Origin of the sequence: Providencia sp. PROV141, from assembly GCF_028481645.1 — a bacterium.
Taxonomy (GTDB): domain Bacteria; phylum Pseudomonadota; class Gammaproteobacteria; order Enterobacterales; family Enterobacteriaceae; genus Providencia; species Providencia rettgeri.
Window position 1 is genome coordinate 121,893 of sequence record NZ_JAMPPR010000014.1, and the last position, 16,909, is coordinate 138,801.

Annotated in this window: 15 protein-coding genes; 6 read left to right on the top strand and 9 right to left on the bottom strand. The window is 40.3% G+C overall.

All coding sequences use genetic code 11. The features are described 5' to 3' along the window. The first annotated feature begins 199 nt into the window (after positions 1–199). Positions 200–2,290 carry a hypothetical protein gene (locus PSF09_RS09235; RefSeq protein WP_272683797.1) on the top strand — a complete coding sequence of 697 codons (2,091 nt, stop codon included), beginning with the start codon at positions 200–202 and terminating at the stop codon, positions 2,288–2,290. A gap of 65 nt (positions 2,291–2,355) precedes the next feature. On the opposite strand, the gene PSF09_RS09240 is transcribed toward PSF09_RS09235, so the two are convergent. Both PSF09_RS09240 and tctD read right to left on the bottom strand, forming a co-directional pair. Next, entirely contained in the window at positions 2,356–3,783 is a 1,428-nt protein-coding gene (locus tag PSF09_RS09240; RefSeq protein ID WP_210836407.1) for a sensor histidine kinase, read from the bottom strand. Beyond that, positions 3,780–4,448 carry a transcriptional regulator TctD gene (gene tctD, locus PSF09_RS09245; RefSeq protein WP_109911538.1) on the bottom strand — a complete coding sequence of 223 codons (669 nt, stop codon included), beginning with the start codon at positions 4,446–4,448 and terminating at the stop codon, positions 3,780–3,782. Before tctD ends, PSF09_RS09240 begins: the two co-directional genes overlap by 4 nt. A gap of 311 nt (positions 4,449–4,759) precedes the next feature. Here tctD and PSF09_RS09250 point away from each other — a divergent pair, with 311 nt between their 5' ends. The 4 genes from PSF09_RS09250 (at position 4,760) to PSF09_RS09265 (ending at position 8,712) form a co-directional block, all read left to right on the top strand. After that, positions 4,760–5,734: a Bug family tripartite tricarboxylate transporter substrate binding protein gene (locus PSF09_RS09250; protein ID WP_210836404.1), complete on the top strand. Its 975-nt coding sequence runs from the start codon at positions 4,760–4,762 to the stop codon at positions 5,732–5,734. 11 nt (positions 5,735–5,745) lie between these two features. Continuing rightward, on the top strand, positions 5,746–6,177 hold the full coding sequence (locus PSF09_RS09255; RefSeq protein WP_210836402.1) for a tripartite tricarboxylate transporter TctB family protein: 432 nt from the start codon (positions 5,746–5,748) through the stop codon (positions 6,175–6,177). Positions 6,178–6,188: 11 nt separating this feature from the next. Continuing rightward, positions 6,189–7,694, top strand: a complete 1,506-nt coding sequence (locus PSF09_RS09260; RefSeq protein WP_272664620.1) for a tripartite tricarboxylate transporter permease — start codon at positions 6,189–6,191, stop codon at positions 7,692–7,694. 556 nt (positions 7,695–8,250) lie between these two features. After that, the gene (locus PSF09_RS09265; RefSeq protein WP_272683798.1) at positions 8,251–8,712 is read left to right on the top strand and encodes a hypothetical protein; all 462 of its coding nucleotides are present in this window, start codon (positions 8,251–8,253) and stop codon (positions 8,710–8,712) included. A gap of 56 nt (positions 8,713–8,768) precedes the next feature. On the opposite strand, the gene fabB is transcribed toward PSF09_RS09265, so the two are convergent. Next, positions 8,769–9,983 (bottom strand): beta-ketoacyl-ACP synthase I, encoded by a 1,215-nt coding sequence (gene fabB, locus PSF09_RS09270; protein ID WP_272683799.1) that lies wholly within the window; start codon positions 9,981–9,983, stop codon positions 8,769–8,771. 201 nt (positions 9,984–10,184) lie between these two features. Here fabB and mnmC point away from each other — a divergent pair, with 201 nt between their 5' ends. Beyond that, on the top strand, positions 10,185–12,227 hold the full coding sequence (gene mnmC / locus PSF09_RS09275) for a bifunctional tRNA (5-methylaminomethyl-2-thiouridine)(34)-methyltransferase MnmD/FAD-dependent 5-carboxymethylaminomethyl-2-thiouridine(34) oxidoreductase MnmC (protein ID WP_272683800.1): 2,043 nt from the start codon (positions 10,185–10,187) through the stop codon (positions 12,225–12,227). 4 nt (positions 12,228–12,231) lie between these two features. Here the strand turns inward: mnmC and PSF09_RS09280 are convergent, their stop codons facing one another. From PSF09_RS09280 to prmB, 6 genes are all read right to left on the bottom strand, one after another. Then, positions 12,232–12,750, bottom strand: a complete 519-nt coding sequence (locus tag PSF09_RS09280; protein WP_272664617.1) for a GNAT family N-acetyltransferase — start codon at positions 12,748–12,750, stop codon at positions 12,232–12,234. A 69-nt stretch (positions 12,751–12,819) separates the two neighbouring features. Continuing rightward, positions 12,820–13,092, bottom strand: coding sequence for a YfcL family protein (locus PSF09_RS09285; protein ID WP_210836397.1), 273 nt, complete (start codon positions 13,090–13,092; stop codon positions 12,820–12,822). A gap of 28 nt (positions 13,093–13,120) precedes the next feature. Next, complete coding sequence (locus PSF09_RS09290) at positions 13,121–13,669, bottom strand: elongation factor P hydroxylase (RefSeq protein WP_109911530.1); 549 nt, start codon at positions 13,667–13,669, stop codon at positions 13,121–13,123. Positions 13,670–13,686: 17 nt separating this feature from the next. Further along, entirely contained in the window at positions 13,687–14,490 is an 804-nt protein-coding gene (locus tag PSF09_RS09295; RefSeq protein ID WP_004912371.1) for a TSUP family transporter, read from the bottom strand. Positions 14,491–14,666: 176 nt separating this feature from the next. Continuing rightward, complete coding sequence (aroC, locus tag PSF09_RS09300) at positions 14,667–15,755, bottom strand: chorismate synthase (protein ID WP_004257206.1); 1,089 nt, start codon at positions 15,753–15,755, stop codon at positions 14,667–14,669. A gap of 115 nt (positions 15,756–15,870) precedes the next feature. Beyond that, positions 15,871–16,803 carry a 50S ribosomal protein L3 N(5)-glutamine methyltransferase gene (prmB, locus tag PSF09_RS09305; RefSeq protein WP_210836390.1) on the bottom strand — a complete coding sequence of 311 codons (933 nt, stop codon included), beginning with the start codon at positions 16,801–16,803 and terminating at the stop codon, positions 15,871–15,873. Between the last annotated feature and the right edge of the window lie 106 nt (positions 16,804–16,909).

Below are 16,909 nucleotides of genomic sequence, written 5' to 3' on the forward strand. Positions count from 1 at the left end.
ACAACTATCATTTTTATAACCAGATAAAAACATTTCATAACTTCCATCTATAATATAATTTAAAAAATTATTGGCTAATAATTCAAATTATATTAATCGTATTTTTATATAAAATAAAAATTAGTCTCTCTCCTTTTGTTCGATTATATTAAACCTGTTTACATGCAGGTCTAATAATCATTAACATGGAGTGTTTACTATGAATACAAACCAAATATCAAATTTAAACAAAAAAGAAAAACCACAAGGTAATATAAACAACCACAATATATCTCAGGAAACTAATCATTCTGCAACCCTATCAATTTTTGAAAAACCATTCAATGACGCTTCTCGTTTAAAAAAGATAGTCAAAGATTCCCATGAAAACTTAAAAGAAAGCAATAATATTTATATTAAAATACTAAATAAAATTGGCAAGCTACAAACTCATGTAAAATATACAAGCGTAGAATGGTTCAAATTACAGCACATAGAAACTGAAGTTAGAAACCTATTAATCAAACAAATGGATAAATTAAACACACTAGATAAAGCAAATAATGAATATAATAAAATCCTCCAAAACAATACCACTAAAAATTCTTCACTAGGTGATAAAGAACACATTTTAGAATTAACCAGCCAATTAAAAACAAAATTATCTCAATATAAATCCATAGAGGTATCAGATTTAGATATTAAAAGGCTATTGGAGCTAAACGATCAGGTACACAACATATTTAATTCAAAAGAAAAAAATACACCTAAAGAAATCGTTGATCTTTTAGACTCTATAAATATAGAAGTCAATAATTTTAATAAAGTGTTAGATGATACCGATGTTTTATTCAAACTATACTTAGAAAAAACAGTCGATATTCAAGAAAAAAGGTTATCTATTATAGATAAAACGTACAAACTTGAATTAAAAGCAGAGCAATTAGCTATAACCCACAAAGATACAACAAATAAAATCAAAGAATCACTAGAAAGCCTAAACAATGAAAACTCTAATTATCATAAAGATAAAAACACTATTAATAAAATAAGTAAATATATTTTAGAACTAAATGCTGATAACGCAGAAATTCAACATTTAACTTCAAACATACAAGAAATAAAAAACCATAAAAATTTAAATCACACCATTAAACACTTTAACAATTATAAAGAATTCGACAGAAATGCTTTTATCGAAAGCCAATCAAATAATAATAAGTTTAGTTTGCTTACTGAGTCATTAAAATCATTTGATAGATTTAAAATTAACATTGAATTAACCATAAAAAATCAAATATTAACTTCTGAGTTAATGCCTCCATTTATTTATGTTGATAAAGAAAGATATCATAAAAACATCGAAAATAAATTAGACAAATTATTTAGCCTAATTTACCAACGAATTCAAATTGAATTAAAAAATGAAGCGAATCTATATAAAAACAAACAGACATTCTTACACGAAATAGATAAATTAGAAAACGACATGTCTATCATAAAGGATAATTTATCTAATTATCTCGCTGAAAATACGATACTGAAAAACCCCAAAAAAATCCGTAACGACATTGAAAATTTAATATCCCAGCATTATGATTATCTAATAAAAACAAAAGTTTCCCTGAGACTCATTAATTTAGAACTAAATAATAACTTATATTTATCTTCTCAATATTCTAGTCCGATGCCTTTCATTATTAATATTAATGAAGAAGACGTTAATATAACAATAGAATATGAAAATCTAAATATGAAAGCAGATACTTATATTTCTCAGATTCATAATTTTGTTCCATTAAAATCGATTTCCTCTGAAACCAGTGAGGGAAATTATTACCAAACGATTGGCGATAAAATAAATGCATTACGAAATACTACTTCTTTAATTGAATCACTTAATGAAAAGATTAACTTGAAAAAAAAACCAGATATGTCAATAGATATTGACAAACGAAATACACTAATGAATCAAAAAAAAGATGAAGAAATAAATCTAACAGAATTTATTTATCAGCATTTGGACTATCGCGATAGAAAATGGTCCCATAAAGACACACTTTCTTTGGTTAAGGAAATATACCAAACTGACTCAAAAATAAGAGAAAAAAAATTACTTATGGAACAAAAAGGAAAAATACACCTGCTGGGCATACATAACGTACCTACAAATACTAACGATTATTATAATCTCGCAGACACATTAATCCGATTCATAGCCGGCTTCTCACAACAAATGACAAGCAGTAATTTTAACTCAGAGCTTTCAAATAACACACTACCACAGGTGTTAGTACCAATACGAAACTAAGTGCATCAAGTTTTATTATTCTTAAACTTTGTCACTAATGGAACGCCCTAATTAGGGCGTTCTTTTCAGTGTGGCGCTTGGCTTGCTTTAAATGCAATTCTAACCAACAATCCATTAAGTAACTCACTTTTTAATAACTGTGGTTCAGAACCATGATAACTGGCAATATCTTTCACTAAAGCAAGCCCTAGTCCTGCACCTTCCTTTCCTAACGCGTTATTTAATCGAGTAAAAGCTTCCATAGAACGGTTAATTTTAGCGTCTGGGATCCCAGGACCTGAATCCTCTACCTCCAAAATCCAATGAAGATGGTCATCACTGCTGACCACACGAACGGTGACCACTCCATTTGCAGGGGTATATTTGATAGCATTATCAATTAAATTTGCACACATCTCTGCTAATAAAATAGGCTCGCCTTTAATCCATGCCGTTTCCGCACCTTCATAACCTAAATCAATGTGTTGGCTTTCTGCTTGGGGTAACCGAGTGAAACAGGCTTGGTGAACAATATCCACCAAATTTATGGCGCGATACTGTGTAATGGCTTCTTTCTCATGGGCTTTTAAGCGTGATAGCTGCAAAAGCCTATCCGTCAAATTGATCGTGTTATCAAGAGTTTTATCAATGGCTTGTAAACTCTGTTGCCTTTGGGTTTCATCCTGACTATTAATCGCGACAGAAACCTGTGTTTTGAGAACAGTTAGCGGCGTTTTAAGTTGGTGAGAGGCATCCGCACTAAACCGTTCTTGCCGTCGAACCATCCGCTTTAGGCGGGAAATATAGCGGTTTAATGCATCAATTAATGGTGATAAATCAGACCACGGCAGTAAATCAGGCAATGGGGTTAAATCATTAGCGGAACGGCTTAACATTAAATGGGATAATTTTTTTAGCGGTGCCAATAACTTGCTAAGCAAAATATAGGCAAGTACCAAAGTTAAAAACACCACAGTGCCTTGGCTCATCAGTGCAGAAATTAATAATTGATTAGCAAGATCTTGTCGCGAATAAACTGTTTCCGCCACACGGATTTCAACCATCCCGGTGATACCGCCTTCATTAATGGGTTGATAAAATGCAGCAATGCGGATAGGTAAGCCTTTGTACTGCGCATCATAAAAATAAACTAGCGCAGTATAATGCTGTGAGCGCATCCAATACGGGGGAATAGGCGGTAAGTCATCATAACCAGAGATAGTTTCACCGTCCGGGGAAATAACTTGATAAAAAATTCGGTCATTATTATTCAGCTCAAAGCTATCAAGCACGACATAAGGCACACTGACTGAGAGGTGCCCATCGACGACTTGCAAGCGCTCCGCGACGGTTCGAGCTGAAGCTAATAATGTGCGGTCATAGGCTAAGTTTGCGGCATTTTTTGCACTGTAGTAGTGCGTATAAACCGAAAAACTTCCCAATAAAATGAGGGGGATACCGAAGAAGAGCAGCAACTGATGAAAGAGAGAGCGTGGATGAGAGACTAATTTCATACACTACACTGCTCTAATCGGTATCCCAATCCGCGTAAGGTATTGATGTTAACATCCGAACCGGCAAGTTTTTTTCTAACACGGTGAACATATAACTCAATACTTTGTAAATTGGCTTCATCTGACAGCGAAAACACCTGCTCAAATAATTGCATTTTAGAAACAGGGCGCCCTCGTCGATGAAATAAGGTGTTTAACACCGCATATTCTCTTGGCGTCAAGCCAAGTGGTTCTTGTCCTAATAAGAAATAACCGTCCTCATGGTAACTAAGCAAACCAAACTGTTGTGATTCATTCACCTGCCCTTGACTACGTCGTAATAAAGCGCGAAGACGCGCTTCTAATTCCGCAATATCAAAAGGTTTTGTCAGGTAGTCATCAGCCCCTGCATTTAGCCCTTGTACTCGGTCGGCTACGTCTGAATTCGCCGTTAATAACAAGACTGGCGTTTCTTGATGACGTTTGCGCATTTGCGCTAATACCTCAAGCCCGCTCATTCTCGGGAGTGATACATCTAACACGACTAATTCATAGTGCTCAGTTTGTAATAACTGGTCTGCTATCGCGCCATCACTAGCAACATCAACTGCAAACCCAGATGACGATAAAGCCTTCTGTAACCATAATGACAATTCGTCATGATCTTCAACCAATAAAATTCTCATTCCGCATACTCATTATAATTATTTATCAGTATACGTTGGCATTCCATGGAATGAATGGAAAGCAAATGTGCGCATATTTACTGTGTCCATCACAACTATTGTTAATAAACACCATTAACGCGATTAATTTAACATTAAGTTAACATAACAAAAAAGCAAAAATACAAAACAATCTGATATATATCACATAAAAATAATAATATTTGTTAATGAAAGGTAAATGAAAGCTTCATCAGACAATGATGCCATACCAACACAACAAGAAGTAAACAATATATACCTCTAATTATTGTCTTAGTAAGGAAAAAAGAATGAAAAAATTCACACAGAAGGCCTTAGCAACAGCAATATTTTTAGTTGGCATCAACCAAGCAAATGCCCTACCTGAACGTACAGAATGTATTGCCCCCGCCAAACCCGGAGGTGGTTTTGATTTAACCTGTAAATTAGTACAAGTATCTCTTCTTGAAACCAAAGAAATCGAAAAACCAATGCGAGTGACCTACATGCCCGGCGGTATTGGCGCGGTCGCTTATAACGCCATTGTCGCTCAACGCCCTGCAGAACCTGGCACCATTGTTGCTTTCTCCGGCGGTTCTTTACTCAATCTTGCTCAAGGTAAGTTTGGTCGCTATAACGAAAATGATGTGCGCTGGCTGGCTAGTGTCGGAAGCGACTACGGTATGATTGCCGTGCGCGCGGACTCACCATATAAGACTCTGAAAGATTTAATGGACACCTTCAAAAAAGATCCTAATAGCATTGTCTTTGGTGCAGGAGGGTCGATTGGTAGCCAAGATTGGATGAAAACCGCCTTATTAGCCAAAGCCATTGATATTGACCCTCGCAAAATGCGTTACGTGGCTTTTGAAGGGGGCGGTGAAACCTTAACGGCACTACTGGGTAACCATATTCAAGTCCTTTCAGGGGATATCAGCGAAATGACGCCGTATATCAATGAAGGCAAAATTCGTATCCTTGCAGTCTACTCAGACAAACGCCTTGGAGATGGTTTATCCGACATCCCAACAGCTAAAGAACAAGGCTATGACATCGTTTGGCCAATCATTCGCGGTTTCTATATGGGGCCCAAAGTGTCTGATGCCGACTATAACCAATGGGTTGAAGCCTTCCAAAAACTGCAACAAACCGACGAATTCAAAAAACAGCGCGAACTCCGCGGCTTATTTGAATACAACTTAACCGGGCAAGAACTCGATAGCTATGTCAAAAAAGAAATCGAGCAATATCGTGAACAAGCCCGAGCCTTCGGTTTAGCTAAATAACGGAGTGAACGATGAGCCAACGCATATTTGCCATAGTTTGGCTAATACTGTGTGCTATCGGAATTTATATTGGTTGGGGGATCCAAAGTGAGTTTAGTTATGAACCACTGGGCCCCCGCCCTTTTCCGGTTGTCATACTCTCTTTAATGGCGCTTTGTGCCCTTGCCTTACTATTTGGCAAGCAAGAAGCCGTTGAATGGCCAAAACCCTATGTATTACGTCGTTTAGTTTTGTTAGTCGTTGCACTTGTTATCTATGCATGGGCTTTTGAATGGTTAGGATTCCCGATTGCCACCAGTTTACTCACCATCAGTATTGCTCTGCTATTTGGTGCAACGCCTATCGCCGCGATTATTTCCGGCCCCGTCTTAGGTATCTTTCTATTCTATGCCTTTGATAAATGGCTAGATGTAACCTTACCTATTGGTAGCTTGCTTAATTAAGGAACGAAATCATGGAAACTTGGATGTACCTATCACAAGGTTTTGAGGTTGCTCTTGTTCCTCAAAATATCTTGATCGCCTTAATTGGCTGTTTTATTGGTACTATTGTTGGGATGCTTCCCGGCCTCGGCCCCATTAATGGTGTCGCTATTTTGCTACCACTGGCCTTTGCACTTAAATTACCAGCCGAGTCTGCATTAATCTTACTCGCCACGGTTTATTTAGGTTGTGAATATGGTGGGCGCATCTCATCAATATTGCTCAACGTCCCTGGCGATGCCGCGGCAATCATGACCACGCTAGATGGTTACCCGATGGCAAAACAAGGTAAAGGTGGCGTTGCACTGTCAATTTCTGCGGTGAGTTCATTCATTGGCTCAACGATTGCAATTGTGGGAATTATTTTATTTGCTCCTTTATTAGCGCAATGGTCTTTGGCTTTCGGGCCTGCTGAGTATTTCGCTTTGATGGTTTTTGCTATCGCCTGTTTGGGCAGTATGATGAGCCAAAACCCAATTAAATCACTATTAGCGGCATTAATTGGTTTATCACTTGCTACTGTGGGTGTAGATGCCAACTCTGGGGAATATCGTTTTACCTTTGATAGCGTACATTTATCGGATGGCGTGCAGTTTATCGTCGTGGTTATTGGTTTGTTCTCTGTTAGTGAAATTTTATTGATGCTAGAAGGCACGGCAACAGGCCAAGGGCTGATCCGTAAAACAGGCAGAATGCTATTTAATCGCAAAGAAGCCAAAGCTTGTGCTGGCCCTGCTTTACGCTCCTCTTTCATTGGGTTCTTTGTTGGCGTTTTACCGGGTGCCGGTGCCACCATTGCCAGTGCTATCACCTATATGACTGAAAAGAAAATCAGTGGCGAAAAAGGCGATTTTGGTAATGGTGATGTTCGCGGTGTCGCTGCACCAGAAGCGGCCAATAATGCCTCTGCGTGTGGTTCATTTATCCCGATGTTAACTCTTGGCGTTCCGGGCTCAGGGACAACTGCGGTAATGATGGGGGCGCTAACGCTCTATAATATCACCCCAGGCCCAGGTATGTTTACTGAGCAACCTGATATTGTTTGGGGGCTAATTGCGGCTTTGTTAATTGCTAACGTAGTTCTGCTCATCATGAATATTCCATTAATTGGCTTATTCACGCGTATGTTAACGGTTCCATTATGGTTTTTAGTCCCTGCGATTGCTTGCATTTCTGCTGTCGGGGTATATGCCGTTCATAGTACGACGTTTGATTTGTTACTCATGATGGGGCTTGGCGTATTTGGGTTTATTCTACGTAAAATGAACTTCCCACTTTCGCCATTAATCTTAGGGTTTGTATTGGGTGAAATGCTAGAACAAAACTTACGCCGTTCGTTATCCATCAGTAATGGAAATTTCGATATTCTGTGGAGCAGTACGATTTCTCAAAGTTTATTAACACTAGCGGTATTAGTGCTAATTCTTCCGCCTATTGTAAAGCGTATTCGTAAACGTAAACATTCCTCTGTTTCATAATTCACGGTTGTTCATACGATAACTACTGTTCATACAATCTCTGTAAAACTTTGCCCCAGTGTGATTTTGGGGCATTTTTTTACTTAAATTTTGTATTTCGACTTTATTTTTAATATGTTGAGTACAGCGACTCATGAGAACGAATGACTTGGCTAGCACTGGCTATCACTTCGTTTCGATAGATAAAATTAGGCAGTACATGGCCGTTTATCTGTTGCCTACTTGTGTGCTTTTTAGTAAATAATGGGCAGGAAATAGAACAATTTCTCACTCTATAAATCATGTTACTAAATTTCGTGGTAATAATTTTAAGTACACGATGCGTTAAAATATTAAAGTCATTTTTCCAATATCTACATCTTGTGAAATTCATATAATCCCCCTAATGTCTTTGATCTCGTCGTCATCATGGCATAAATACCCTACCAAAAATTGCATAAAGTGATGATTTATTATTCGAACAATGAACTACAACTGTTTAATCAGATAAAGACGAGTGAAGAAAGATTTTTGATGAATTATTTTGTTAGGCTCATTCATTAAAATATTAAATATAATGTTCGATAGATTACTTTTCATCCTTTTTAATATCCAGCCGAAACCGTTAGCGTATACGCGTACCATTGATGTCTATGGCGACCGTTACACCATTCATAGCCAAAAACCCGTAACTATCACGGAAAAAGACAGCGGTTATATTCAAATAAAAGCGCTGGGTAAAATGCATATTTTTTGTGGCAAAATGCTGCATATCAGCGTAAAGAAAAATACCACTTTGGTGACTATTGGCTGGTCAAAAGGCAAAAGTCAAATATTTGAAGTGCGTAAAAATGTGAAAGAAACTGCATATAGAGCGAATTCAAATAATTCGAGTTCAAACTACACGCCCCCTTATTATGACAGCGCATCCAGTGATAATAACCACCGCTCAAACAACCATTATTGTTCTAATGATAATTCAAGTTCAGATTGTTCATCGTCCGATTCAGGGGGAGGAGATGGCGGAGGTAGTGATTAAACAAAAAAAACGAGAACCAGGGTTCTCGTTTATTCAATTAGTTAGCATTATACAAATTATGCTTTGTATTTGCTCATCACTAATGTGGCGTTAGTTCCACCGAAACCAAAACTGTTAGACATGACTGTTTCCAGCGCTTGTTCCGTTGGTTTAGTCACGATATTCAGGCCCGCGGCTTTCTCATCTAGATTTTCGACGTTAATGCTTGGTGCAATAAAGCCGTGTTCTAACATCAGCAAGCTGTAAATTGCTTCGTGGACACCCGCAGCACCTAATGAGTGACCGCTCATCGCTTTCGTTGCAGAAATTGCAGGAGAGTTAGTACCGAACACTTCTTGGATAGCTTCTAACTCTTTGGTGTCACCCACTGGCGTTGATGTACCGTGTGTATTGATGTAATCAATTTTTTCAACACCTTGCATTGCCATTTGCATACAGCGTACAGCACCTTCACCTGATGGCGCAACCATATCTGCACCGTCAGACGTTGCACCATAGCCAACAATTTCAGCATAGATATGCGCACCACGAGCTAAAGCGTGCTCTAACTCTTCAACGACGACGATACCGCCACCACCTGCGATAACGAAACCATCACGGTCTTTATCGTAAGTTCTTGATGCTTTGTCTGGCGTTTCATTGTATTTAGTCGACAATGCGCCCATCGCGTCAAACTCACAGGTCATTTCCCAGCTCAGTTCTTCACCACCACCAGCAAAAACGACATCCTGTTTGCCTAATTGGATCAATTCAACCGCATGGCCAATACAGTGCGCTGATGTTGAACAAGCAGAACTGATTGAGTAGTTTACACCTTTGATTTTAAACGGTGTTGCTAAACAAGCAGAAATACCCGATGCCATCGCACGAGTTACCATGTATGGGCCCACACCGCGTAAACCTTTGGCACGCATACCGTCAGAACCCGCAACTTGGTTGCGTGGAGAACCACCACCAGAGCCAACAACAATACCTGTACGTAAATTTGAAACTTGTTCTTCTGCTAAACCTGAATCCGCAATCGCTTGTTCCATTGATAAATAAGCATAGGCGGAGCAATCACTCATAAAACGGAAAATTTTACGGTCGATTAAGTCTTTCGGGTCTAAGTTTTTGACATTACCCCAGACATGGCTACGTAGCCCTGCCTCTTTGAATTCTTCTGAGAAAGTGATCCCGGAACGACCTTCCTTCAGAGAAGCCAGTACTTCTTCCTGGTTATTACCAAGGCTGGAAACAATACCTAGACCAGTGATGACTGCACGCTTCATTCGTTACCTCATGACTATAATTATATGATTGCGGGATTACAGGTTGTCACTTTAGCTTACACTTGTACGCTGAACAAGTCCGATCAGGGTAAATATTTGTATTTTTTTCTTTGTGACGCTAATAAGACATTTTTATGGCGGTAGCCTTACACCGATATCAGCGGTAAAATTTAGAAATTATATAAACAATGTAGGCTTACCGTGAAAAAGAACGCTGTACAAACCGCACGCCTAAGCTGGAATGACGAAGGTACTCCTATGTCTGAACAGTTTGCAGATATCTATTTTTCTAACCAAGATGGCCTAGAAGAAGCTCGCCATGTATTTTTGCAAGGAAATCATTTTCCTGACCGCTTTGCGACGCACCCTTTTGCAACCTGCGTAGTTGCCGAAACAGGGTTTGGTACAGGCTTGAATTTTTTAGCATTATGGCAATCTTTTAACCAATTTAAAGCCGAAAATCCAAATGCAGCATTGCAGCAACTACATTTCATCAGTTTCGAAAAATACCCCTTAACAAAAACAGATTTAATCGCTGCACATCGCTGCTGGCCTGAGCTTGCTGACGTATCGCAAACCCTTTGTGAAAGCTGGCCACAAGCCTTACCGGGTAACCAACGGATCATTTTAGAAAATGGCCATATCATATTAGATTTATGGTTTGGCGATGTTAATGAGCAAATATCTTTACTAAAAAACAACTTAAACAATAAGATAGATGCTTGGTTTTTAGATGGTTTCGCACCCTCAAAAAACCCCGAAATGTGGAATGGACAACTGTTCACTAACATGGCAACGTTAGCCCGTCTCAATGGGACTTTTGCGACATTTACCGTGGCAGGTGCGGTCAAGAGAGGCCTGCAACAAGCTGGTTTCACACTTAAAAAAGTTAAAGGCTTTGGTAACAAGCGAGAAATGTTAACTGGAGTATTAGCTGAAAAAGAAATTGATATCCCAACTCCTTGGTTCACAAGACGAAAAGCAGACAACCCAACGGATGTTGCTATCATTGGCGGTGGGCTCGCCAGTTTAACGGCGGCTTACGCTCTTCATAACCGCGGTGCTAAAGTCACCTTATACTGCCAAGATGCCCAAGTTGCACAGAATGCTTCTGGCAATCGCCAAGGCGCTATTTACCCCTTACTCACCGGCAATAACGACCCACTTGAGCGCTTTTTTGTCAGTGCTTTCCCTTTTGCTTCTCGCTTTTACCATCAATTGGAAAAACAAGGGCTCGCATTTGAAGGGCAATGGTGTGGTGTCAGCCAATTAGCGTATAACGATAAAGTGGCTCGTAAAATAGCGGGAATGTTAGAAACCGAGTGGCCTGACGATTTTGCTATGGGTAAAAACCGTCTACAACTGAGTGATATCTGTGGCATTGATGTCAACCATGATGGCATTCATTATGCATCTGGAGGATGGCTTTGCCCCGCCCAATTTTGTGAGAGTTTGCAGCAATATTTGCAGCAAAAAGGCGTTACCTTCTGTTTTGAACATAATGTGGTGGAATTAAAACAAACTGAACAAGATTGGCAGCTATTGGTTGAGGTAACAGGATCGCAAAACGAGCTAACACGTGTTCACTCAACTGTCGTTATTGCCAATGGGCACAAACTGCGTCAATTTTCTCAAACCAGCAATTTACCCATTTCACCTGTGCGTGGGCAAGTGAGCCACATTCCCACCAATCACACCTTACAACAACTGAAAAATGTTCTGTGCTTTGAAGGGTATTTAACCCCTGCCGATGCCTCTGGTACACAACATTGCTTAGGTGCTAGCTACCAACGTGAGCGACTTGATTTAGATTATAGTGAAGAAGAGCAACAAGGAAACCGCCAAAAACTAATTGATAACCTACCTGATGTGGCTTGGCCTAGGGACATCGACATCTCGCAGCAACATTCACGCCAAGGTATTCGTTGTGTTATCCGCGACCACTTCCCTTTATTAGGCAATGTGCCTGATTTTGAACAACATCTGGCACATTACCATGATTTACCCAGTAAAATAGCCAAAGAACAATCTATTGCATTAGCGCCTGTGCACCCGAATTTATTTATTTTTGGGGCATTAGGGTCAAGAGGGTTATCCACTGCCCCCCTTTGTGCGGAATTGCTCGCTGCTCAAATTTTTGGGCAAATACTTCCGCTTGACGATGAAACCCTTGCAGAATTGAACCCAAACCGTTTTTGGGTAAGGAAATTATTATTAGGTCGCCCGATTAAACTCCCTTATTAATACCTTATGTTAATGAGATAGCCATTGCACAACGGTCTTCAGCGGCAAACCCCGCCTCGACTTCAGACTGTAAAATAGCCTGTAACTCGGTGGTTAACTCATTAATTTCAAGAATTTTAAAACCTAAGCGTTGGTAATAAGGTGCATTCCAAGGTACATCACGGCAAGTGGTCAATGTCACTACCGTGATATTCCGTGCCAAAGCGGCATCAAGGACCTGCTTAATCAGCTTTTTACCCAACCCCTGCCCCTGCCATTGCTGGCAGACAGAAACCTCACAAATATGTAGGCTAGTATGATGATCTTCAGCATTGATAAAGCCAATTGGTTCATCACAATCATTCACTACAACCCATTCTAATTGCTCGGAAATGAAATCGAGGTGGTCTTGCTCTGTTTGCCCATCACCTTCGGCAAGCCATTGATATTTTTCGATACTCGTGAATGCCTGCCCTGCAGAAATTTCTACGGTAGGAAGATGTTTGGCATCGAGGGGGATTGCTAAACGAATATTCGCCATCATTTTTACTCACAACAAAATTTAGCTAACAAAAAAGCGGGGTTCCCCGCTTTCAATGTATAACATTACAAATTAAATTGCGTTATTTAATAAGTTTTTCCACATATCTAATACCAGTACTTGGTCTGGTGGTGTCAATTCGCCAGCTTTGATGGCATTTTGAATACTGACTTCGACACGTTGATATAATGCTTCAGAGCTGATTTCGTTTTCTTCTTCCAGCTCAGCCACAGCAAGGGTTAAGTGACCACGCAAATAGCCGCCAGCGAAGAGTTCATCATCACTCGCGTGCTCAACCATATCATCAATCTTCGTTAGTATGCGTGTTTCTAAATCCGCAAGCATGCTTAATCCTTACTTAAATGTGTGTTCATTAGGCAAAAATATCTTCCGGATAAGGAAAAGCTTCTGCACAAAGAGGTGGCGTATTGTAAAACAATTGTAACGCATTAATAAAGCGTAATGGGCGTTCAGGGATACCATTTTCTAAATAAAGCATCACTTGCGCATGAACTTTGCGCATAAACGCAATGCGGTCAGGCTCAAAATCCCCTTCTAAGTTGTCACAACTGACATTAAATGGAATGCCAACAGCAACACAAAACAGCCAGTCTAGCGCTTGAGGTTTAATCTCTACCACTTCAAACTCACACTGTGTTTTTTCATCTCGACCGTCTGGGCAATACCAATAGCCGTAATCGACTTGCTGGCGCCTTGCTTCCCCTGCGATACACCAATGTGAGATTTCATGCAGCGCACTGGTGAAAAAACCGTGTGCAAATACGATACGATGATAAGGCACAGCCTCATCAGCAGGTAAATAAATGGGTTCATCATCCCCTTTTACCAGCCTGGTGTTATATGTCACACCAAAACATTCATCAAAGATATTGATTAGATCCTGATAATTATGTGTACTCATGAATAATTTAAATCATCTTAAAATAATGAGAGAAACCAAGCTTTAATCACGTCACCATGGCTATCATGGAGTAATTTAATACTCATCAGTAACGAAATCACCACGATCATTGGCCTGATCAGTTTTTGTCCTTTGGTTAAGACCAAACGCGCACCTAAACGAGCGCCAACCATTTGGCCGATTAGCATAACAAAACCTAATGCCCAAAGAACATGACCCCCGATAATAAAGAACACTAAAGAGCCAAAATTAGAGGCAAAATTAAGTAACTTCGCGTGGGCGGTGGCTTTAGCAAGATTATAGCCGAGCAGCAGAACATAGCCTAACGCCAAAAAGGAACCAGTTCCGGGGCCAAATGCACCATCATAAAAGCCCAGTGTCATCCCAATTGCCACCCCGAAAAATGGCATGCTGATTCGTTGTTGGCGGTCTTGCACACCGATTGATGGCGTTAATAAAAAGTATAAACCGACACAAATCACCAAGATAGGCAACAGTTGTTTTAAGAACGCGGTATCAATCATTTGAATGACAATCGCACCCAGCATGGCACCAATCATGGTCATAATGAACGGAAACAATTGTTCTCGTAAATCTATGGCTTTGCGCCTGACAAAATAGAGTGTTGAAGAAAACGAACCGCCAACAGCTTGCAATTTATTGGTTGCTAACGCTTCAACTGGTGTGATTCCCACGGATAACAGAGCTGGGATCGTTAATAGCCCACCACCACCCGCGATGGAGTCAATAAACCCTGCAAATAGCGCAACAAAGAAGAGTAAAGCGTAAACTTCAGGAGCAACGGCGGTTAGCCAATCCATTTTACTATCCAAAGAGAAGAAATATCATGATGTTGATGTGAATATATCGCCAAACAGGTTTGGTAATATCACAACCTAGATGAGGTATTTTTAGGAGGCTTCATCCGAACCTTCATCATTAATGGAGCGACCTAATTAGGCCGCTCCGTAGCACTACATAACATACAGTAAAACGATTACTCAAACGGTTCCATTGCTGGCGTTACATCCGCGCACTGACCACGATGACGTAAATAGTGATCCATTAGAACAATCGCCATCATCGCTTCTGCTATCGGTACTGCACGGATCCCCACACAAGGGTCATGACGCCCTTTGGTGATCATTTCAACTTCTTCGCCATCACGGTTGAGTGTTTTACCTGAAACGGTAATACTGGATGTCGGTTTTAACGCAATATGCGCAATAATAGGCTGGCTACTGCTAATACCGCCTAAGATACCGCCTGCATGGTTTGATGTGAAGCCATTACGGGTAATTTCATCACGGTTTTCACTGCCTTTGAGCGCAATAACACCGAAGCCATCACCAATTTCCACACCTTTCACCGCGTTAATACTCATCAACGCGTGAGCGAGATCGGCATCTAAACGGTCAAATACCGGCTCACCTAAGCCCGCAGGCACATGCTCTGCAATAACGGTAATTTTAGCGCCAATCGAATCACCTTCTTTCTTTAAACCACGCAATAACTCGTCAAGAGCCTCTAATTTGCTGGGATCTGGACAAAAAAATGGATTTTCTTCGACGATTGACCAGTCTTTAATTTCACATGCGACTGACCCCATTTGCGTTAAACACCCATGAATTTGCACGCCGAGCTTTTCTTGTAAATATTTTTTCGCAATCGCGCCTGCGGCAACACGCATTGCCGTTTCACGTGCTGATGAGCGACCACCACCACGGTAATCACGCTGGCCATATTTTTGTTCATAAGTGTAATCTGCATGGCCGGGCCTAAACACGTCTTTGATTGCACCATAATCTTGCGAGCGTTGGTCAGTGTTTTCAATCAGTAAGCCAATGCTAGTTCCGGTTGTCACACCATTAAAGACACCTGATAAAATTTTCACTTGGTCAGGCTCACGGCGCGCAGTCGTATAACGTGATGTTCCCGGGCGACGACGGTCTAAATCTTTTTGTAAATCTGCTTCTGTCAGTGCTAAGCCTGGGGGAACCCCATCGACAATGCAACCTAATGCAACGCCATGTGACTCGCCAAATGTGGTCACACGAAACAGTTGCCCAATTGAATTTCCTGCCATCGGAGTTTCCTCTTCTAAGCCATTCTTGTTTTATCAAGAATTTTGGTTGTTAATTATTATATCGTTGTGTCGTTATTATTGATTACATGATCTTAGAACATCACGCAACTGTTGATTAATCGATATAAAGCTCAAAATGTGCGTGATGCTCAACAAGTTGTTCACGAGTTAACATAAACACACCATCACCGCCGTATTCAAAGTCGAGCCAAATAAATGGAATTTCAGGATATTGTTCAATCAGATGAACCATGCTGTTACCCACTTCACACACTAAAACCCCTTCTTCCGTCAGAAAACGCGGTGCATTCGCTAAAATACGACGCACCAGTTTCAAACCATCACTTCCAGCAGCTAGTGCTAATTCAGGTTCGACGCGAAACTCTTCCGGTAAATCGTCCATATCTTCCGCATCAACATACGGTGGATTTGTCACGATCAGGTCATATTTGACCTCTGGCATATCACGGAATAAATCAGAGCGAATCGGTATCACCCGGTGTTCTAAACCATGATTAGCAATATTTTGCTCAGCAACGCTTAGCACATCACTTGAAATATCAACCGCATCGACTTCTGCATCAGGGAATTCATAAGCACAAGCAATCGCAATACAACCACTTCCGGTGCATAAATCAAGAATAGTTTGTGGTTCATCCGCCACTAAGCCAACAAAGTGGTTATTAATTAATTCTCCAATTGGCGAGCGAGGAATAAGCACTCGTTCATCAACAAAAAATTCATGGCCACAGAACCATGAGCGATTAGTCAGATATGCAACCGGAATACGATCATTAATACGTCGCAAGACTCGCTCAATAATGCGGTGGCGTTCTGTTGGCGTTAAGCGAGATGTTAATAGCTCATCGGGCAGGTCTAGAGGCAAGTAAAGTGTTGGTAACACCAATTGTAGCGCCTCATCCCATGGGTTATCTGTACCATGACCATAGTACACATTGGCAGCATTAAAGCGGCTCATCGTCCAACGTAAAATATCTTGAATGGTATGAAGTTCTGCAACGGCTTCATCAACGAAAATCTTTTCCAAGAAGGGGTTCTCCAGCCTGTATTTTGAAAGGGAATATATGAATAGCTAAAGTTTGCCACGAAGTGAAAGACAAATCAGCAGATTAATGTAATAAAATTTGCCGAGG

Bases quoted from the DNA above. Each gene is read 5' to 3' on its own strand.
- PSF09_RS09235 (WP_272683797.1), top strand. From the start codon at position 200: ATGAATACAAACCAAATATCAAATTTAAACAAAAAAGAAAAACCACAA.
- PSF09_RS09240 (WP_210836407.1), bottom strand. From the start codon at position 3,783: ATGAAATTAGTCTCTCATCCACGCTCTCTCTTTCATCAGTTGCTGCTC.
- tctD (WP_109911538.1), bottom strand. From the start codon at position 4,448: ATGAGAATTTTATTGGTTGAAGATCATGACGAATTGTCATTATGGTTA.
- PSF09_RS09250 (WP_210836404.1), top strand. From the start codon at position 4,760: ATGAAAAAATTCACACAGAAGGCCTTAGCAACAGCAATATTTTTAGTT.
- PSF09_RS09255 (WP_210836402.1), top strand. From the start codon at position 5,746: ATGAGCCAACGCATATTTGCCATAGTTTGGCTAATACTGTGTGCTATC.
- PSF09_RS09260 (WP_272664620.1), top strand. From the start codon at position 6,189: ATGGAAACTTGGATGTACCTATCACAAGGTTTTGAGGTTGCTCTTGTT.
- PSF09_RS09265 (WP_272683798.1), top strand. From the start codon at position 8,251: ATGTTCGATAGATTACTTTTCATCCTTTTTAATATCCAGCCGAAACCG.
- fabB (WP_272683799.1), bottom strand. From the start codon at position 9,983: ATGAAGCGTGCAGTCATCACTGGTCTAGGTATTGTTTCCAGCCTTGGT.
- PSF09_RS09280 (WP_272664617.1), bottom strand. From the start codon at position 12,750: ATGATGGCGAATATTCGTTTAGCAATCCCCCTCGATGCCAAACATCTT.
- PSF09_RS09285 (WP_210836397.1), bottom strand. From the start codon at position 13,092: ATGCTTGCGGATTTAGAAACACGCATACTAACGAAGATTGATGATATG.
- PSF09_RS09290 (WP_109911530.1), bottom strand. From the start codon at position 13,669: ATGAGTACACATAATTATCAGGATCTAATCAATATCTTTGATGAATGT.
- PSF09_RS09295 (WP_004912371.1), bottom strand. From the start codon at position 14,490: ATGGATTGGCTAACCGCCGTTGCTCCTGAAGTTTACGCTTTACTCTTC.
- aroC (WP_004257206.1), bottom strand. From the start codon at position 15,755: ATGGCAGGAAATTCAATTGGGCAACTGTTTCGTGTGACCACATTTGGC.